Origin of the sequence: Lederbergia ruris (assembly GCF_018332955.1) — a bacterium.
In the GTDB taxonomy this organism is placed as follows: domain Bacteria; phylum Bacillota; class Bacilli; order Bacillales; family Bacillaceae_C; genus Lederbergia; species Lederbergia ruris.
This window is the reverse complement of record NZ_BORB01000013.1, coordinates 69,804-83,850: the sequence shown is the minus strand read 5'-3', so window position 1 is coordinate 83,850 and position 14,047 is coordinate 69,804. Positions and strand designations below refer to the sequence as shown.

13 protein-coding genes are annotated in these 14,047 nt (G+C 38.1%); all 13 read left to right on the top strand.

Going from position 1 to position 14,047, the window contains the following annotated elements:
• Positions 1–224: 224 nt before the first annotated feature.
• The 13 genes from KI363_RS09480 (at position 225) to sigE (ending at position 13,930) form a co-directional block, all read left to right on the top strand.
• Complete coding sequence (locus KI363_RS09480; RefSeq protein ID WP_212966193.1) at positions 225–1,682, top strand: UDP-N-acetylmuramoyl-L-alanyl-D-glutamate--2,6-diaminopimelate ligase; 1,458 nt, start codon at positions 225–227, stop codon at positions 1,680–1,682.
• A 123-nt stretch (positions 1,683–1,805) separates the two neighbouring features.
• On the top strand, positions 1,806–2,780 hold the full coding sequence (mraY, locus tag KI363_RS09475) for a phospho-N-acetylmuramoyl-pentapeptide-transferase (RefSeq protein WP_158320449.1): 975 nt from the start codon (positions 1,806–1,808) through the stop codon (positions 2,778–2,780).
• Between the two features lies 1 nt (position 2,781).
• Entirely contained in the window at positions 2,782–4,149 is a 1,368-nt protein-coding gene (murD, locus tag KI363_RS09470; protein ID WP_212966192.1) for a UDP-N-acetylmuramoyl-L-alanine--D-glutamate ligase, read from the top strand.
• Positions 4,150–4,221: 72 nt separating this feature from the next.
• On the top strand, positions 4,222–5,322 hold the full coding sequence (spoVE, locus tag KI363_RS09465; RefSeq protein ID WP_158320447.1) for a stage V sporulation protein E: 1,101 nt from the start codon (positions 4,222–4,224) through the stop codon (positions 5,320–5,322).
• 177 nt (positions 5,323–5,499) lie between these two features.
• Complete coding sequence (gene murG, locus KI363_RS09460) at positions 5,500–6,597, top strand: undecaprenyldiphospho-muramoylpentapeptide beta-N-acetylglucosaminyltransferase (protein WP_212966191.1); 1,098 nt, start codon at positions 5,500–5,502, stop codon at positions 6,595–6,597.
• A gap of 58 nt (positions 6,598–6,655) precedes the next feature.
• A complete protein-coding gene (locus tag KI363_RS09455; RefSeq protein ID WP_212966190.1) occupies positions 6,656–7,432 on the top strand; it encodes a cell division protein FtsQ/DivIB in 777 nt (258 codons plus the stop codon).
• On the top strand, positions 7,413–8,117 hold the full coding sequence (locus KI363_RS09450) for a DUF881 domain-containing protein (RefSeq protein WP_212966189.1): 705 nt from the start codon (positions 7,413–7,415) through the stop codon (positions 8,115–8,117). Before KI363_RS09455 ends, KI363_RS09450 begins: the two co-directional genes overlap by 20 nt.
• On the top strand, positions 8,117–8,842 hold the full coding sequence (locus KI363_RS09445) for a DUF881 domain-containing protein (RefSeq protein ID WP_212966188.1): 726 nt from the start codon (positions 8,117–8,119) through the stop codon (positions 8,840–8,842). The genes KI363_RS09450 and KI363_RS09445 overlap by 1 nt, the downstream gene beginning before the upstream one ends.
• A 1-nt stretch (position 8,843) precedes the next feature.
• Positions 8,844–9,200 carry a small basic family protein gene (locus tag KI363_RS09440; RefSeq protein ID WP_158320602.1) on the top strand — a complete coding sequence of 119 codons (357 nt, stop codon included), beginning with the start codon at positions 8,844–8,846 and terminating at the stop codon, positions 9,198–9,200.
• A gap of 129 nt (positions 9,201–9,329) precedes the next feature.
• Entirely contained in the window at positions 9,330–10,604 is a 1,275-nt protein-coding gene (gene ftsA, locus KI363_RS09435; protein WP_158320442.1) for a cell division protein FtsA, read from the top strand.
• Between the two features lie 37 nt (positions 10,605–10,641).
• On the top strand, positions 10,642–11,790 hold the full coding sequence (gene ftsZ / locus KI363_RS09430) for a cell division protein FtsZ (protein WP_158320441.1): 1,149 nt from the start codon (positions 10,642–10,644) through the stop codon (positions 11,788–11,790).
• 473 nt (positions 11,791–12,263) lie between these two features.
• Complete coding sequence (gene spoIIGA / locus KI363_RS09425) at positions 12,264–13,190, top strand: sigma-E processing peptidase SpoIIGA (protein WP_212966187.1); 927 nt, start codon at positions 12,264–12,266, stop codon at positions 13,188–13,190.
• Positions 13,191–13,210: 20 nt separating this feature from the next.
• Positions 13,211–13,930: an RNA polymerase sporulation sigma factor SigE gene (gene sigE, locus KI363_RS09420; RefSeq protein ID WP_158320439.1), complete on the top strand. Its 720-nt coding sequence runs from the start codon at positions 13,211–13,213 to the stop codon at positions 13,928–13,930.
• Positions 13,931–14,047: the final 117 nt, after the last annotated feature.

Sequence of the window (14,047 nt, the reverse complement as noted above, 5' to 3'; positions counted from 1 at the left end):
CCCAGCGACTAGCAAACTTTCGGTGCCTTCCTACGATAAGTCAACATCAGTTCGCCTTATCAGGCTCACTGTGTTTCCTTTATCTCAGGCCAACAGGATGTTGGTCAGAACGGCGTTGCGCCAGGACGGCGCGATTTTAGCCGTTCAGCCTTATTATCCAAGTTTGTACGTCGCTAAACGGGCGCTTGCGCTTTTCTTAACCATTATGAAAGGATTGAAGATTATTGGATTTGCATAGGCTATTACAATCACTTCCATTTATTGAAGCACCGGAAGAAAATGATGAAATAATTGGAATATCGAACAATCACCAAAAAGTAGAAAAAGGACATTTGTTTATTTGTATAAAGGGACATTCTTTTGATGGGCATAATTTTGCTGAGGAAGCCATAAATAAAGGAGCAGTAGCAATTGTAGCGGAAAGGCCTTTACAGTTAGAAGTACCTGTCATTTTAGTGAAAGATACAAAAAAAGCAATGGCCATTCTAGCAGATGCCTTTTATCACCATCCGACTCAAAAAATGCATTTGATTGGCATTACTGGAACAAATGGAAAAACAACAACAAGTCATATGGTTGACTCCATCTTTAAAGATGCTGAACATTCAACAGGCTTAATCGGAACCATTAATATCAAAATCGGAAGCAAAGTTTTGGAAACAAAAAACACAACGCCTGATAGCTTAGAACTACAAAAAGTCTTTCATGAAATGGTTGAAGAAAAAATTGACACGGCCATTATGGAAGTATCGTCTCATGCTTTGGTACAAGGGAGAGTTAATGGCTGTGATTATGATGTGGCTGTTTTTACAAACCTTTCCCAAGATCACCTTGATTACCACCATACGATGGCAGAATACAAAAGGGCAAAAAGTTTATTGTTTTCTAAACTAGGAAATACCTATTCAACTAAACATCCTAAATTTGCTGTACTGAATGCCGATGATGAGGTTACGGAATTATTGGCTTCAGAAACATCTGCCCATGTAGTCACCTATGGAATTAACAAGGCAGCTGATTTTCAAGCGGATTCCATTACTTACCATAGTCATGGGGTTACATTTAAACTTCTTTCTCCAGAAGGGGAAAGGGAGATTCACTTACCATTAGCGGGAGAATTTAATGTGTATAATGCCTTGGCAGCCATTGCAACTGCGTATGTGTCGAAAATTCCTTTCCACAGCATTATACAATCAGTTGAACAGGCTAAAGGTGTTCCAGGTCGTTTTGAATTAGTGAATGGTGGGCAAAAATTTGCCGTTATCGTGGATTACGCACACACACCAGATGGCTTGGAAAATGTTTTAAGAACGATTCAACAATTTGCCGATAAACGTGTATTTTGTGTCGTTGGCTGTGGCGGGGATCGAGACCCATCAAAACGACCATTAATGGCGCAGATTGCCTGTAAATGGGCGACAGATCCTATCTTCACTTCAGATAATCCCCGTAGTGAAGATCCAAGTGCCATAATAGAAGACATGAAAAAAGGAGTAGTAGGCAAACGATATCTGATTGAGCCTGACCGAAAAAAGGCGATTGAGTGTGCTATCGATTTAGCCGAAGAAGGCGATGTTGTTCTTGTGGCAGGTAAAGGGCACGAAACATATCAAATCATTGGTGATAAAGTGTATGACTTTGATGATCGCTTGGTTTCATTAAATGCTATTATGAAGAAGTAAACTATTTTGCTGGATGAAGATTATAAAAATAAAAAGCTGATTTACATTGTTAGATGACGATTTATAAAAGAGCGTCGTTCATTAAAAGAAAAACAGCGTTTGGAATTGGAGAGCGAAGAAATTATGATGGAAAGAGTTATTTTATTTTCCTTACTTATTAGTTTTCTCATTACTGTCCTGCTTTCTCCGATCTTTATCCCGTTTTTAAGAAGGCTTAAATTCGGGCAAAGTATTCGGGAAGAAGGACCGAAGTCTCATCAGAAGAAAAGTGGAACCCCAACGATGGGAGGGATATTGATTGTCCTATCCATCCTTATTACAACATTAATCATGATGTGGAAATTTTCACAACCAAGCTGGGAGACTTATTTATTATTATTTGTGACGTTAGGGTATGGATTACTGGGTTTCTTAGATGATTTTATAAAAATTGCCTTTAAGAGAAACCTAGGTTTAACATCCATGCAAAAATTAATTGGTCAAATTGTGATTGCCATTATTTTTTATATTGTGTTAAGAACAAACGATATTTCGACCGTTATTGCTATCCCAATGACTGATTTCAGTATAGATCTTGGTTGGTTTTATGCTGTGTTCATTGTATTTTGGCTAGTAGGGTTTTCAAATGCGGTTAATTTAACAGATGGATTAGATGGCCTGCTTGCAGGTACGGCCGCTATCGCTTTTGGTGCTTTTGCCATTGTGGCATGGAGTCAATCGCAATTTGATATCTCTGTCTTTTCTGTTGCGATTGTTGGGGCAGTCTTAGGGTTTCTAGTGTTCAACGCCCATCCTGCAAAGGTGTTTATGGGAGATACGGGCTCCTTAGCTTTAGGTGGAGCGATTGCCGCTATTTCAATTTTATTAAAGTCGGAAATTATTTTGCTCGTCATTGGAGCTGTCTTCGTAATTGAGACGCTATCTGTTATTCTGCAGGTTGCATCATTTAAAACAACTGGAAAAAGAATTTTCAAGATGAGTCCTTTGCATCATCACTATGAATTATCGGGATGGTCGGAATGGCGCGTTGTTGTGACTTTTTGGGCTGTCGGACTTCTTTGTTCCATTTTAGGAATTTATGTAGAGGTGTGGTTGTAGAGTGAAAAATATAAAACAATATCATTATAAAAAAGTATTGGTTTTAGGGCTCGCAAAAAGTGGCGTAGTAGCGGCTTCTCTATTACATCAATTAGGTGCTTTCGTCACAGTGAATGATTTTAAGCCATTTGAAGAAAATCCAGATGCTCAAGGGTTACTAGAGCAGGGGATAAAGGTAATCTGTGGCAGTCATCCTGTGGAACTCTTAGACGAGGGATTTGAATTGATCGTGAAAAATCCGGGCATTCCCTATTCTAACCCCATTATACAGGGAGCCGTGGATATGGGGCTGCCGATCATAACGGAGGTCGAACTTGCATACCAAATTGCTGAAGCAGATATCATTGGTATCACAGGTACTAATGGAAAGACGACTACGACAACCTTAATTTTTGAAATGCTTAAAATGGCACATAAACAGCCGCTCATTGCTGGAAATATTGGGACTGTGGCATCTGAAGTAGCCCAAGTAGCGACTTCAGAGAATACAATGGTCGTAGAATTATCTTCCTTTCAATTGATGGGAATTGAAACCTTCCGCCCTCATATTGCGATTTTAACAAATTTATATGAGGCTCATTTAGATTATCACAGTTCTTGGAATGAATATGCCCAAGCAAAAATGAATATTACTAAAAACCAAACACCAGATGATTATTTAATCGTGAATGCAGACCAAGAGGTATTACTAAATTTAGCGCAAACAAGTCATGCACAAATTATCCCATTTTCCACAACAAGATATCTTGAAAATGGTGCGTCTATCGATAATGGGAAGTTAATATATGACCAAGAAGAGATAATCGACATATCCGAGATTGCTCTACCTGGTGCCCATAATTTAGAAAATATCCTAGCCGCTACGATTGCTGCCAAACTAAAAGGGGTGGAAACGAAAGATATCGTTACGATTTTGTCTACCTTTACAGGTGTGAAGCATCGGACTCAATTCGTATCAGAATTCAACCAAAGACGATTTTATAATGATTCAAAGGCGACCAATATTTTAGCTGCTTCAAGTGCTTTGAAGGCATTTAAGGATCCTATCATTCTTCTAGCAGGTGGTTTAGATCGTGGTAATGAATTTGAAGACCTCATTCCTTCTCTATCAAATGTAAAAGCCCTTGTTCTATTTGGTCAAACGGCAAAAAAATTGGATGAAATAGGAAAAAAGGCAGGAATACAAACGATTGTACATGTCGATAATGTAGAAGAAGCTGTGCCTACAGCCTATGAATTATCTGCTCGCGGAGATGTTATTTTACTCTCACCGGCATGTGCTAGTTGGGATCAATATAAAACTTTTGAAGTTCGCGGTGATATTTTCATTGAGGCTGTGCATAAACTGGAAGAGAGCAAGAATTTTTAGGGGACATCAATAGAGAAGCAAGGCTGACACCCCTTAAAAAGCTCTAAATTGCTAGTTACGAGGTGTTGTGCATTGCCATTGAAAAAAACAGCCCCTGATTTTATTTTAATTCTGTCTACCATGTTATTACTAGCAATCGGATTAATCATGGTTTATAGTGCGAGTGCCGTATGGGCTGACCATAAATTTTCCGATTCATTTTTCTTTGTGAAGCGCCAGTTTCTATTTGCCGCTCTTGGAATTGTTGCCATGTTTGTGATTATGAATGTGGATTATTGGGTATTAAAAAAATGGGCCAAGCCTTTGGTGATTGTATGTTTTGTATTGTTAATTCTGGTTATTATTCCAGGCGTTGGGATGGAACGAAACGGATCAAGAAGCTGGTTAGGTGTCGGCGCCTTTTCTATCCAGCCTTCAGAGTTTATGAAGTTGGCGATGATTGCCTTTTTAGCGAAATTTCTTTCTGAGAGACAACGTTATATCACAACGATTAAAAAAGGCTTACTGCCATCACTATCTCTCGTTTTTCTTGCATTTGGAATGATTATGCTGCAACCTGACTTAGGAACAGGGACTGTGATGGTTGGCACATGTATGATTATGATTTTTATCGCGGGGGCAAGGATCGCTCATTTTGTCGCCCTTGGGTTGTGTGGAATAGCTGGCTTTGTCGGTCTAATCCTTTCTGCACCATATAGGATAGCTCGGATCACATCTTTTTTAGATCCATGGCAGGACCCGCAAAACACGGGCTTTCAGATTATCCAATCCTTATATGCGATTGGACCAGGGGGATTATTTGGGCTAGGTTTAGGAGAAAGCAGGCAAAAATTCTTTTACTTACCAGAGCCGCAAACTGATTTTATCTTTGCCATTCTGGCAGAAGAGTTAGGATTTATCGGAGGCAGTCTCATTCTATTATTATTTGCCTTATTATTGTGGCGGGGGATCAGAATCGCTCTTGGCGCCCCAGATTTATTTGGTAGCTTCCTGGCGGTTGGCATTATATCCATGATTGCCATCCAAGTGATGATCAATATCGGAGTTGTAACAGGATTAATGCCTGTTACAGGCATTACACTCCCATTCCTCAGCTATGGGGGCTCCTCTCTCACATTAATGTTAATGGCTGTGGGAATCCTCCTTAACATTAGTCGATACTCACGTATATAATAAGAAAAACCGGGTCGCTTTTTTCCCGGTTTTTCTTATATTTTTATTACATTTAAACAACATTCGATGACGAACACTTTATTATCGAGTAAAATATAGTAAGATAATGATGAAGGTGAATTTTTTAACTACAAGAGGATGTTCAAAAAACAGAATGATTGAGACAGAGGTGGGAATGTGAAAATAGTGGTCACGGGTGGAGGTACGGGTGGACATATTTATCCGGCGCTCGCTTTAATTAGGACGATTAAGCAGCAATATCCAGAAACGGAATTCATATATATTGGTACAGAAAAAGGGTTGGAGGCAGATATCGTTCCCCGTGAAAATATTCCTTTTGAATCGATCCATATAACGGGGTTTAGAAGATCATTATCCTTTGAAAATGTTAAAACCATTTTTCGCTTTATAAAGGGTGTGAAAGATAGTAAGAATATCTTAAAAAAAGTTAATCCCGATATCGTGATTGGAACAGGTGGATATGTTTGTGGACCAGTTGTATATGCTGCGGCAAAGAAAAAAATCCCCACGATCATTCACGAACAAAATAGTGTACCTGGACTAACGAATAAATTTCTCAGTCGATATGTTGATAAGGTTGCTGTATGTTTTGAAGAAGTGAAAGAATTTTTTCCAAAAGATAAGGCGATATTAACGGGAAATCCACGTGCTTCAGAGGTTGTTGGAGAAAGAAAACCAGGGGTGTTAAAATCTCTTGGGTTGAAAGAGGGCATCCCAACGGTTTTAATTACAGGAGGAAGCAGAGGAGCAAGACCGATTAATGAGGCTGTGGTTAAATCATTGACCTCCTTATCAAAAAGGTCTTATCAAGTCATATACGTGACAGGACAAGTACATTATGACAATGTAATGGAAGAAGCAAAATTATTAGGAAAACAATCTAATATCGCCATTGTTCCGTTTATTCATGAGATGCAAAAGGTGCTATCTTCCGTTGATGTAGTCGTTGGCAGAGCGGGAGCCACTTCCCTTGCTGAGATTACAGCTATAGGCATTCCTTCCATTTTAATTCCTAGTCCTTATGTGACAAATAATCACCAAGAGAAGAATGCTGAAACATTGGTAGAACATGGAGCGGCCATTATGTTGCTAGAAAGGGAATTGTCTAGCAAACTATTTTTAGATTCATTAGATTCGATCATGCTAAATGATGAAAAGAGAAACATCATGGGAGATCATGCTAGAAAGCTTGGCATGCGGGATGCATCTGAACGTTTAGCTGATCTGATGTTTCAATTGATAAAACAACATTAATAAGATGAAATTTGAGAGTCCCATTACGAAATAGATAAGGTGGGAAGGGGGCATGCCTATGGAAAAAGGGAAGGTTTTATCATTAGAGGATAGGATACCGAAGATAAAAGAACATCGAAGAAAAAAAGCCAACAGAAGATTAATCATCTTATTATCCGTATTCTTTTTATTGATTGTTGTGGTTGTTTACTTCCAATCCCCTCTTAGTCATATCAAAGAAATCGATATTCAAGGGAATAAAATTGCTTCTAAAGAGGACATTCTATCTATATCTGGGCTAGAACCTGGTGGGAGTTTATGGAATATAAACCAAAAAAATGTACGAAAAAAAATAAAAAAGCTCCCAGAAGTCAAGGATATAGATGTTAAAATTAAATTTCCCAATACAGTTGAGGTACATATAAAAGAACACTCAAGTCTTGCTTTATTAATGAATGATCATCGTGTTCAGCCAGTTTTAGAAAATGGACAGGTGCTACAAGAGAAAAATAGCCTGTTGATGAATGCCCCCATTTTAATTGGATTTAAAGAGGACGAGATATTAAAAGACCTCATTAGCCAACTAAAAGACATTCCAACGGAAATATACTATTCCATTTCTGAAATTCAACATGATCCTAAAAATACAGATCCCTACCATATCTATTTATATATGAATGATGGGAATGAAGTGAATGCAACCATTTCGACTTTAGCGGAAAAAATGGCGCACTACCCCTCTGTTGTGGGACAATTAGATCCAAATATTAAAGGTGTGATTGACTTTGAGGTGGGATCATTTTTTAGAGCATATGAGAATGAGGGGGAAGATATGAGTGAGGAGGGAGAAAGGTAAATATATCATATTTTCCTTCGTATTTCTGATATTTGGCTTTATCTTAGCTTTTTCCTATAGTCAGACTGGAAAAGATAAGCATTCAAATGTAAAAATTGCAGATAGCCAGTATATGAAAGAAAAAGATTTACGGAACCAATTGATATCCATTCAAGATCGGAACCAAGAATTACAAAAAGAATTGTATGGTAAACAAGATAATGTAAGGCAAATAGAGAGGGAATTATTCCAAGAAGAAGAGGATTATCAAACATTAGCCGCCAATGCAGAAAAATATCGTATGTATTTAGGGAAAGTAAAAGTGAAGGGGCCAGGGGTCGAAATTTTACTGGAAGACGGGGATTATAAGAAAGATGAAGATGCTAATAATTACCTTGTTCACGAGCATCACGTCTTTAAAGTAGTGAATGAATTATTTGTGTCTGGAGCTTCTGCTATTGCCATAAATGGGCAAAGATTAAAATCTGATTCTTACATTGTATGTACAGGCCCGGTTATTACAGTTGATGGTAATCCTTATCCAGCGCCTTTTAAAATTACTGCGATAGGAGATGCGGACATACTTACCTCTGCATTGACATTAAAGGGTGGGGTGCGGGATCAATTAGTAAATGATAATATTATGTTTACAATTGAAAAGAAAAAGCAGATTGTTTTAGATCCAATTTTAGGAGAGTCGTCATAATGGCGAATAAAACGACACTATATTTTACACTTATCACGTTCATAGTGGGTTTTATGGTAGCTGTGCAATTTAATACAGTACAAAAACCAAATAATCGAGATGCGCGGGATGCATGGGAGCTACGAGAAGCGATTAATAATGAGATGGACATGCAAGCGAAGCTTTTAGATGAGATTCGTCTTCAAGATAAAAAAATCCATGATTATTCTTCCGAACTGCAAGATAATAAAGAAGACGTCTTGAAACAGACCATTTTGGAATTGAAGAAGGAAGCAGGTTTAACTAAAATAGATGGTCCAGGTATTATTCTCACCGTAGATACAATAGACGAAAGCATGTTGCTTGGGCAGCCACCACCCCAAACATCTCCCATTGTTTTACAAAGATTAATTAATGAGTTAAATATGTATGGAGCAAAAGCCATAGCCATTGATGGGGAGAGATACATTAACACAACGGTGATCCGTGATATTAACGGGGAAACAAAGGTTGGAACCCATTCAATCAATGATCTTCCATTTCAAATCCTCGTGCTAACGGACAGTTCGGAAGTGGCTGAGAAGCTATATAATCATATGCAAATATCCCCTGTATTAGATGATTTTTTTATAGATGATTTACAGATAGATGTATCAGACCCGAAAGTGTCGATCGAATTGCCGGCTTATGTCAATCCAATTACGACCAAGAATATGGAGTCTGTGGAAGAAAAAGGAGATGTGTAATTTGTTGCTTCCCATCATCGGACTCCTAATAGGAATACTTTTAGGTTTTTTAACGGACATACACATCCCAGATGAATATGCAAATTACTTGTCCATTGCCGTATTAGCTTCTTTAGATACTTTATTTGGTGGGATTCGGGCGTATTTACAAAATTTATACGACAATCGGGTGTTCGTTTCTGGGTTTTTCTTTAATATTTTACTTGCAGCAAGTTTAGCTTTTCTAGGAGTGCACCTTGGTGTAGACTTATATTTAGCTGCAGTGTTTGCATTTGGAGTCCGATTGTTCCAAAATATAGCAGTTATTCGAAGAATCTTGCTTAATAAGTGGGGAAATACTAGAGAAAATTCGAAATAAATAGTATGATAAACAGGAAAATTCTTTTAGGTGACGAATTAGTTAATTAAGCATATTCAAGGATTGATTATTCATGAACAGAATAGAAGACAATAATAGAAGAGGAACGAAACAAGGGGGTGCCAGAAAATGAGCAACAGCGAAATATATGTCAGTCTAGATATTGGTACATCCTCAGTCAAGGTGATTATTGGGGAAATGACCAATCATTCACTAAATATTATCGGAGTAGGCACCGCCAATTCCGAGGGGATTAGGAAAGGTTCCATCGTGGATATTGACAAGACAGTCCATTCGATCAGACGGGCTGTCGAACAGGCTGAAAGAATGATTGGAATGCAAATTAACCAAGTGATTGTTGGCATTGCTGGCAACCAAGTAGGTCTTCAGCATTGTCACGGGGTCGTGGCTGTTTCAAGTGAAAACAGAGAAATTACAGATGAAGATGTTGCTAGAGTAATGGATGCAGCAGAAGTTGTTTCTATTCCACCAGAAAGGGAAATTATTAATATTATTCCACATCAATTTATTGTAGATGGACTTGATGAAATTACAGATCCAAGGGGAATGATCGGTGTCAGACTTGAAATGGAAGGCATCATTGTGACTGGTTCCAAAACAAATCTACATAATACACTTCGATGTGTTGAAAGAGCTGGCTTAGAAATTGTTGATATTGTCCTTAAACCGCTTGCTGTCGCTTCGGCCGCGTTATCTAAGGATGAACAAAATCTAGGGACAGCATTGATCGACATGGGTGGTGGATCTACGACCATTGCATTGTTTGAACATGGTTACATAAAAGGAACAACAGTGATTCCAGTTGGTGGAGATAATATTACGAAAGACCTATCGATTGGACTCCGAACAACGACAGAAGATGCTGAAAAGATTAAGAAAAAGCATGGACATGCCTATTATGATGAGGCATCTGAAGATGAGGTTTTTAGTGTTCCAATTATTGGAAGTGACCAACATCAGCAATTTAATCAATTAGAGTTGTCTGATATAATTGAAGCAAGGATACAAGAAATATTTGAGCTCGTTCAAAGTGAATTGACAAAAATGGGTGTCTCAGATTTACCGGGAGGTATTGTCCTAACGGGGGGCGCCGTGAATGTTCCTGGTATTTTGGAATTGGCACAGGGAATCTTTCATAATCGGGTTCGAATTGCGATCCCAGATTATATCGGTGTACGTGAACCACAGTATATTACGGCCGTCGGATTAATTAAACACGCTTATAAAACTGCTAGATTAGAAGGAAGAAATATTAGTTCTACTTCTGAATCATATGAGCAAACAGAGCCTGTAAAACCGACACATACTAAAAAAATTGAAAAAAATCCGGATGAAAAAATTACCGCAAAAGTAAAGAAATTTTTTGGACACTTTTTCGAGTAGGCATCCCAGTTATTAAACAAAATAGGAGGACTTGCCAATGTTAGATTTCGATACTAATTTAGATTCTTTAGCAACCATTAAAGTAGTTGGAGTTGGTGGAGGTGGAAATAATGCGGTAAATAGAATGATTGAACATGATGTTCAAGGAGTCGAATTTATCGCAGTTAACACTGATTCACAGGCTTTAAATCTATCAAAAGCTGAAATAAAAATGCAAATTGGAGCGAAGCTTACAAGAGGACTTGGAGCTGGAGCTAATCCTGAAGTTGGTAAAAAGGCTGCCGAGGAAAGTAAAGAGCAAATCGAAGAAGCTCTTAAAGGAGCGGATATGGTCTTTGTCACAGCTGGAATGGGAGGGGGAACTGGTACAGGAGCAGCACCTGTCATCGCGCAAATTGCCAAAGATATAGGTGCTTTAACTGTTGGAGTTGTCACAAGACCTTTCACATTTGAAGGTAGAAAGCGATCGAATCAGGCAAGTGGTGGAATTGGCACAATGAAAGAAGCGGTAGACACCTTGATCGTGATTCCAAATGATCGTTTATTAGAAATTGTGGACAAGAGTACTCCAATGCTAGAAGCATTTCGTGAGGCTGATAATGTACTACGACAAGGGGTTCAGGGTATCTCTGATTTGATCGCCGTTCCCGGTTTGATTAATTTGGACTTCGCCGATGTCAAAACGATTATGACAAACAAAGGCTCGGCCCTAATGGGGATCGGTGTTGCATCAGGTGAAAGCCGTGCAGCAGAAGCAGCGAAAAAAGCTATTTCTTCTCCATTGCTTGAAACATCTATTGATGGTGCGCAAGGGGTTTTGATGAATATCTCTGGTGGCAGTAATTTAAGTTTATACGAGGTTCAAGAAGCAGCCGATATAGTGGCCTCCGCCTCAGATCAAGAAGTCAATATGATTTTTGGTTCTGTTATTAATGAGGATCTTAAAGATGAGATAGTTGTTACAGTAATTGCTACGGGTTTTGATGAAGCAGCTGCCCAACCAAAAAAATCCAGACCATCATTTGGACAATTAAAACCAAATGTGAGTCAACAGGAAAAGGCACCTGCTCACGAAGTAAAAAAAGAAGAGCATCGTGAACCAGTGCAATCTGGCCAATCCGGCCAATCCGTTGAAGATACATTAGATATCCCAACATTTTTAAGAAATAGAAATAGAAGAAGATAATAGATTATAAGTTTAAACCAACTCTTTTCCAAGGGTTGGTTTTTTGGTGCTTAGCGCACTATAAAATCTTTGCTTATTGATAGCTTGCTTATGTCGCGGTTGATGTCCAGCTGATCAAGGTGCTTGCGCTTTTCTTTTGTCTAGCTCCAGCGCCTAGCGACTAGCAAATTTACGTCTTCTTCCTACGATAAGTCAACATCGGTTCGTCCCCTTCGTCCTCACCGTGTTTAGGCCAACAGGACGTTGGTCAAAACAGCGTTGCGCCAGGACGGCGCGCTTTTAGCTGTTTATCCTTTAAATTTGTACGTCGCTGAACAGGCGCTTGCGCTTTTCTTATTTTGACAAACTTCGGCTAAACAAGCGAAAACTTCCAAGTTTTTCATTACAGAATGTGACACAATCTAGAATATTTGTGTTCTATACTCTATATATATGTAAGAGAAGGAAAGATATAGGAGAGGGAGGAGGTTTATTTGGTTGTTTATCTAGACATTATATGGCTGTTAAACTTTCTTATAGACAGCTTCCTTTTATGGGCTACATCTATTTATTTAAAAAGAAAGATCCCCCTTTTTAAAATATTATTAGGTGGATTAATAGGATCAAGCGTTATTTTAATGGCGATTACGCCACTCTCTACAGGGGTTATGCATCCTTTTATAAAGTGGAGTTTGTCCCTATTAATGGTTTGGGTGACATTTGGCTATAAAAGATTATCAATGTTTTTGGCTTCCTTGTTTACTTTTTATTTTGCGACCTTTCTAATGGGAGGCATTCTAATGGGCACCCATTACTTTTTATCCTTTCATTTGGATTTAAGAAACTCAGTTGCAATAGAAAGTGTACGAGGATATGGTGATCCGATTAGTTGGCTTTTTGTAGCCGTAGCCTTCCCAATTGCTTGGTTGTTTTCTAGAAATAGAATTGGACATTTAACAAAGACAAGCATTCAATATGATGTCTTGTATGATGTCTATATTTTGATAAATGGGGTTGAATTAAAGCTTAAAGGGCTTATTGACAGTGGGAACCAATTATATGATCCTATCTCAAAAAAACCTGTTATGATCGTCTCCCTTGAATCTGTCCAGGGCAATTTTCCTGAGGAACTAAAAAATGTTGCAGATGTTCAAAATGACCTTTACACCTCTTCTACTTTTTTGCCGACAGAGTGGACTCACATTATGAGACTTATTCCGGCGAAATCTTTAGGAAAAAACAATCAACTTTTATGTGCTTTTAAGCCGGAAAAGGTAGTGATCCAAGAAGAGAGCGGGAGAGAGATTGAAACGGAAGTGCTTATTGTGTTTACGACTCAACAACTGTCAGGGGATGGAACATTTCAATGTATTCTCCATCCACAAATGGCCCCTGGTTTCGCAATGAATTCCGCATCATAATTTTTAAAGGAGGAAGAGGAATGAAACAGTTACGCTTACGGATTCAGTATTACTGGTATCGGCTTTTAACAAAATTAGGTATGAAATCAGATGAAATATTTTATATTGGCGGAAGTGAAGCATTACCACCTCCTTTAACAAAAGATGAGGAAGAAGTTTTACTAGAAAAACTTCCCCATGGTGACAAAACAGCAAGATCGATGTTGATCGAAAGAAATCTTCGTTTAGTTGTATATATTGCGCGGAAATTTGAAAATACAGGGATTAATATTGAAGATCTTATTAGTATAGGAACCATTGGATTAATTAAAGCTGTAAATACCTTTAACCCAGAGAAAAAAATAAAATTGGCTACATATGCTTCACGTTGTATTGAAAATGAAATTTTGATGTATTTGCGGAGAAATAATAAAACAAGATCAGAGGTCTCATTTGACGAACCTTTAAATATTGACTGGGATGGGAATGAACTGCTTTTATCTGACGTCCTTGGTACGGAAGAGGATATCATTACAAAAGATTTGGAAGCCAATGTAGATAAAAAGCTACTATTAACTGCCTTACAAAAACTTTCTGCTCGTGAAAAACAAATTATGGAATTAAGATTTGGTCTAAATGGAGGAATGGAAAAAACCCAAAAGGATGTAGCTGACCAATTGGGAATATCTCAATCCTATATTTCAAGACTTGAAAAAAGAATTATTAAAAGATTGCGCAGAGAATTTAATAAAATGGTTTAGGAAGTTAAAAAAGTGGATGAAAAAAATATTTTTAATAAAAAAGAGCGGATAACGATAGAGTAGACAAGAATTAAAGTCATGTCCAAGCTTTTTTGAAAAAATGCGGATGCATATATT

What these genes read in the sequence shown, in the direction of transcription:
- mraY (WP_158320449.1), top strand. Translation starts at nt 1,806, where the DNA reads ATGATGGAAAGAGTTATTTTATTTTCCTTACTTATTAGTTTTCTCATT.
- KI363_RS09455 (WP_212966190.1), top strand. Translation starts at nt 6,656, where the DNA reads ATGGAAAAAGGGAAGGTTTTATCATTAGAGGATAGGATACCGAAGATA.
- KI363_RS09445 (WP_212966188.1), top strand. Translation starts at nt 8,117, where the DNA reads ATGGCGAATAAAACGACACTATATTTTACACTTATCACGTTCATAGTG.
- ftsA (WP_158320442.1), top strand. Translation starts at nt 9,330, where the DNA reads ATGAGCAACAGCGAAATATATGTCAGTCTAGATATTGGTACATCCTCA.
- ftsZ (WP_158320441.1), top strand. Translation starts at nt 10,642, where the DNA reads ATGTTAGATTTCGATACTAATTTAGATTCTTTAGCAACCATTAAAGTA.
- sigE (WP_158320439.1), top strand. Translation starts at nt 13,211, where the DNA reads ATGAAACAGTTACGCTTACGGATTCAGTATTACTGGTATCGGCTTTTA.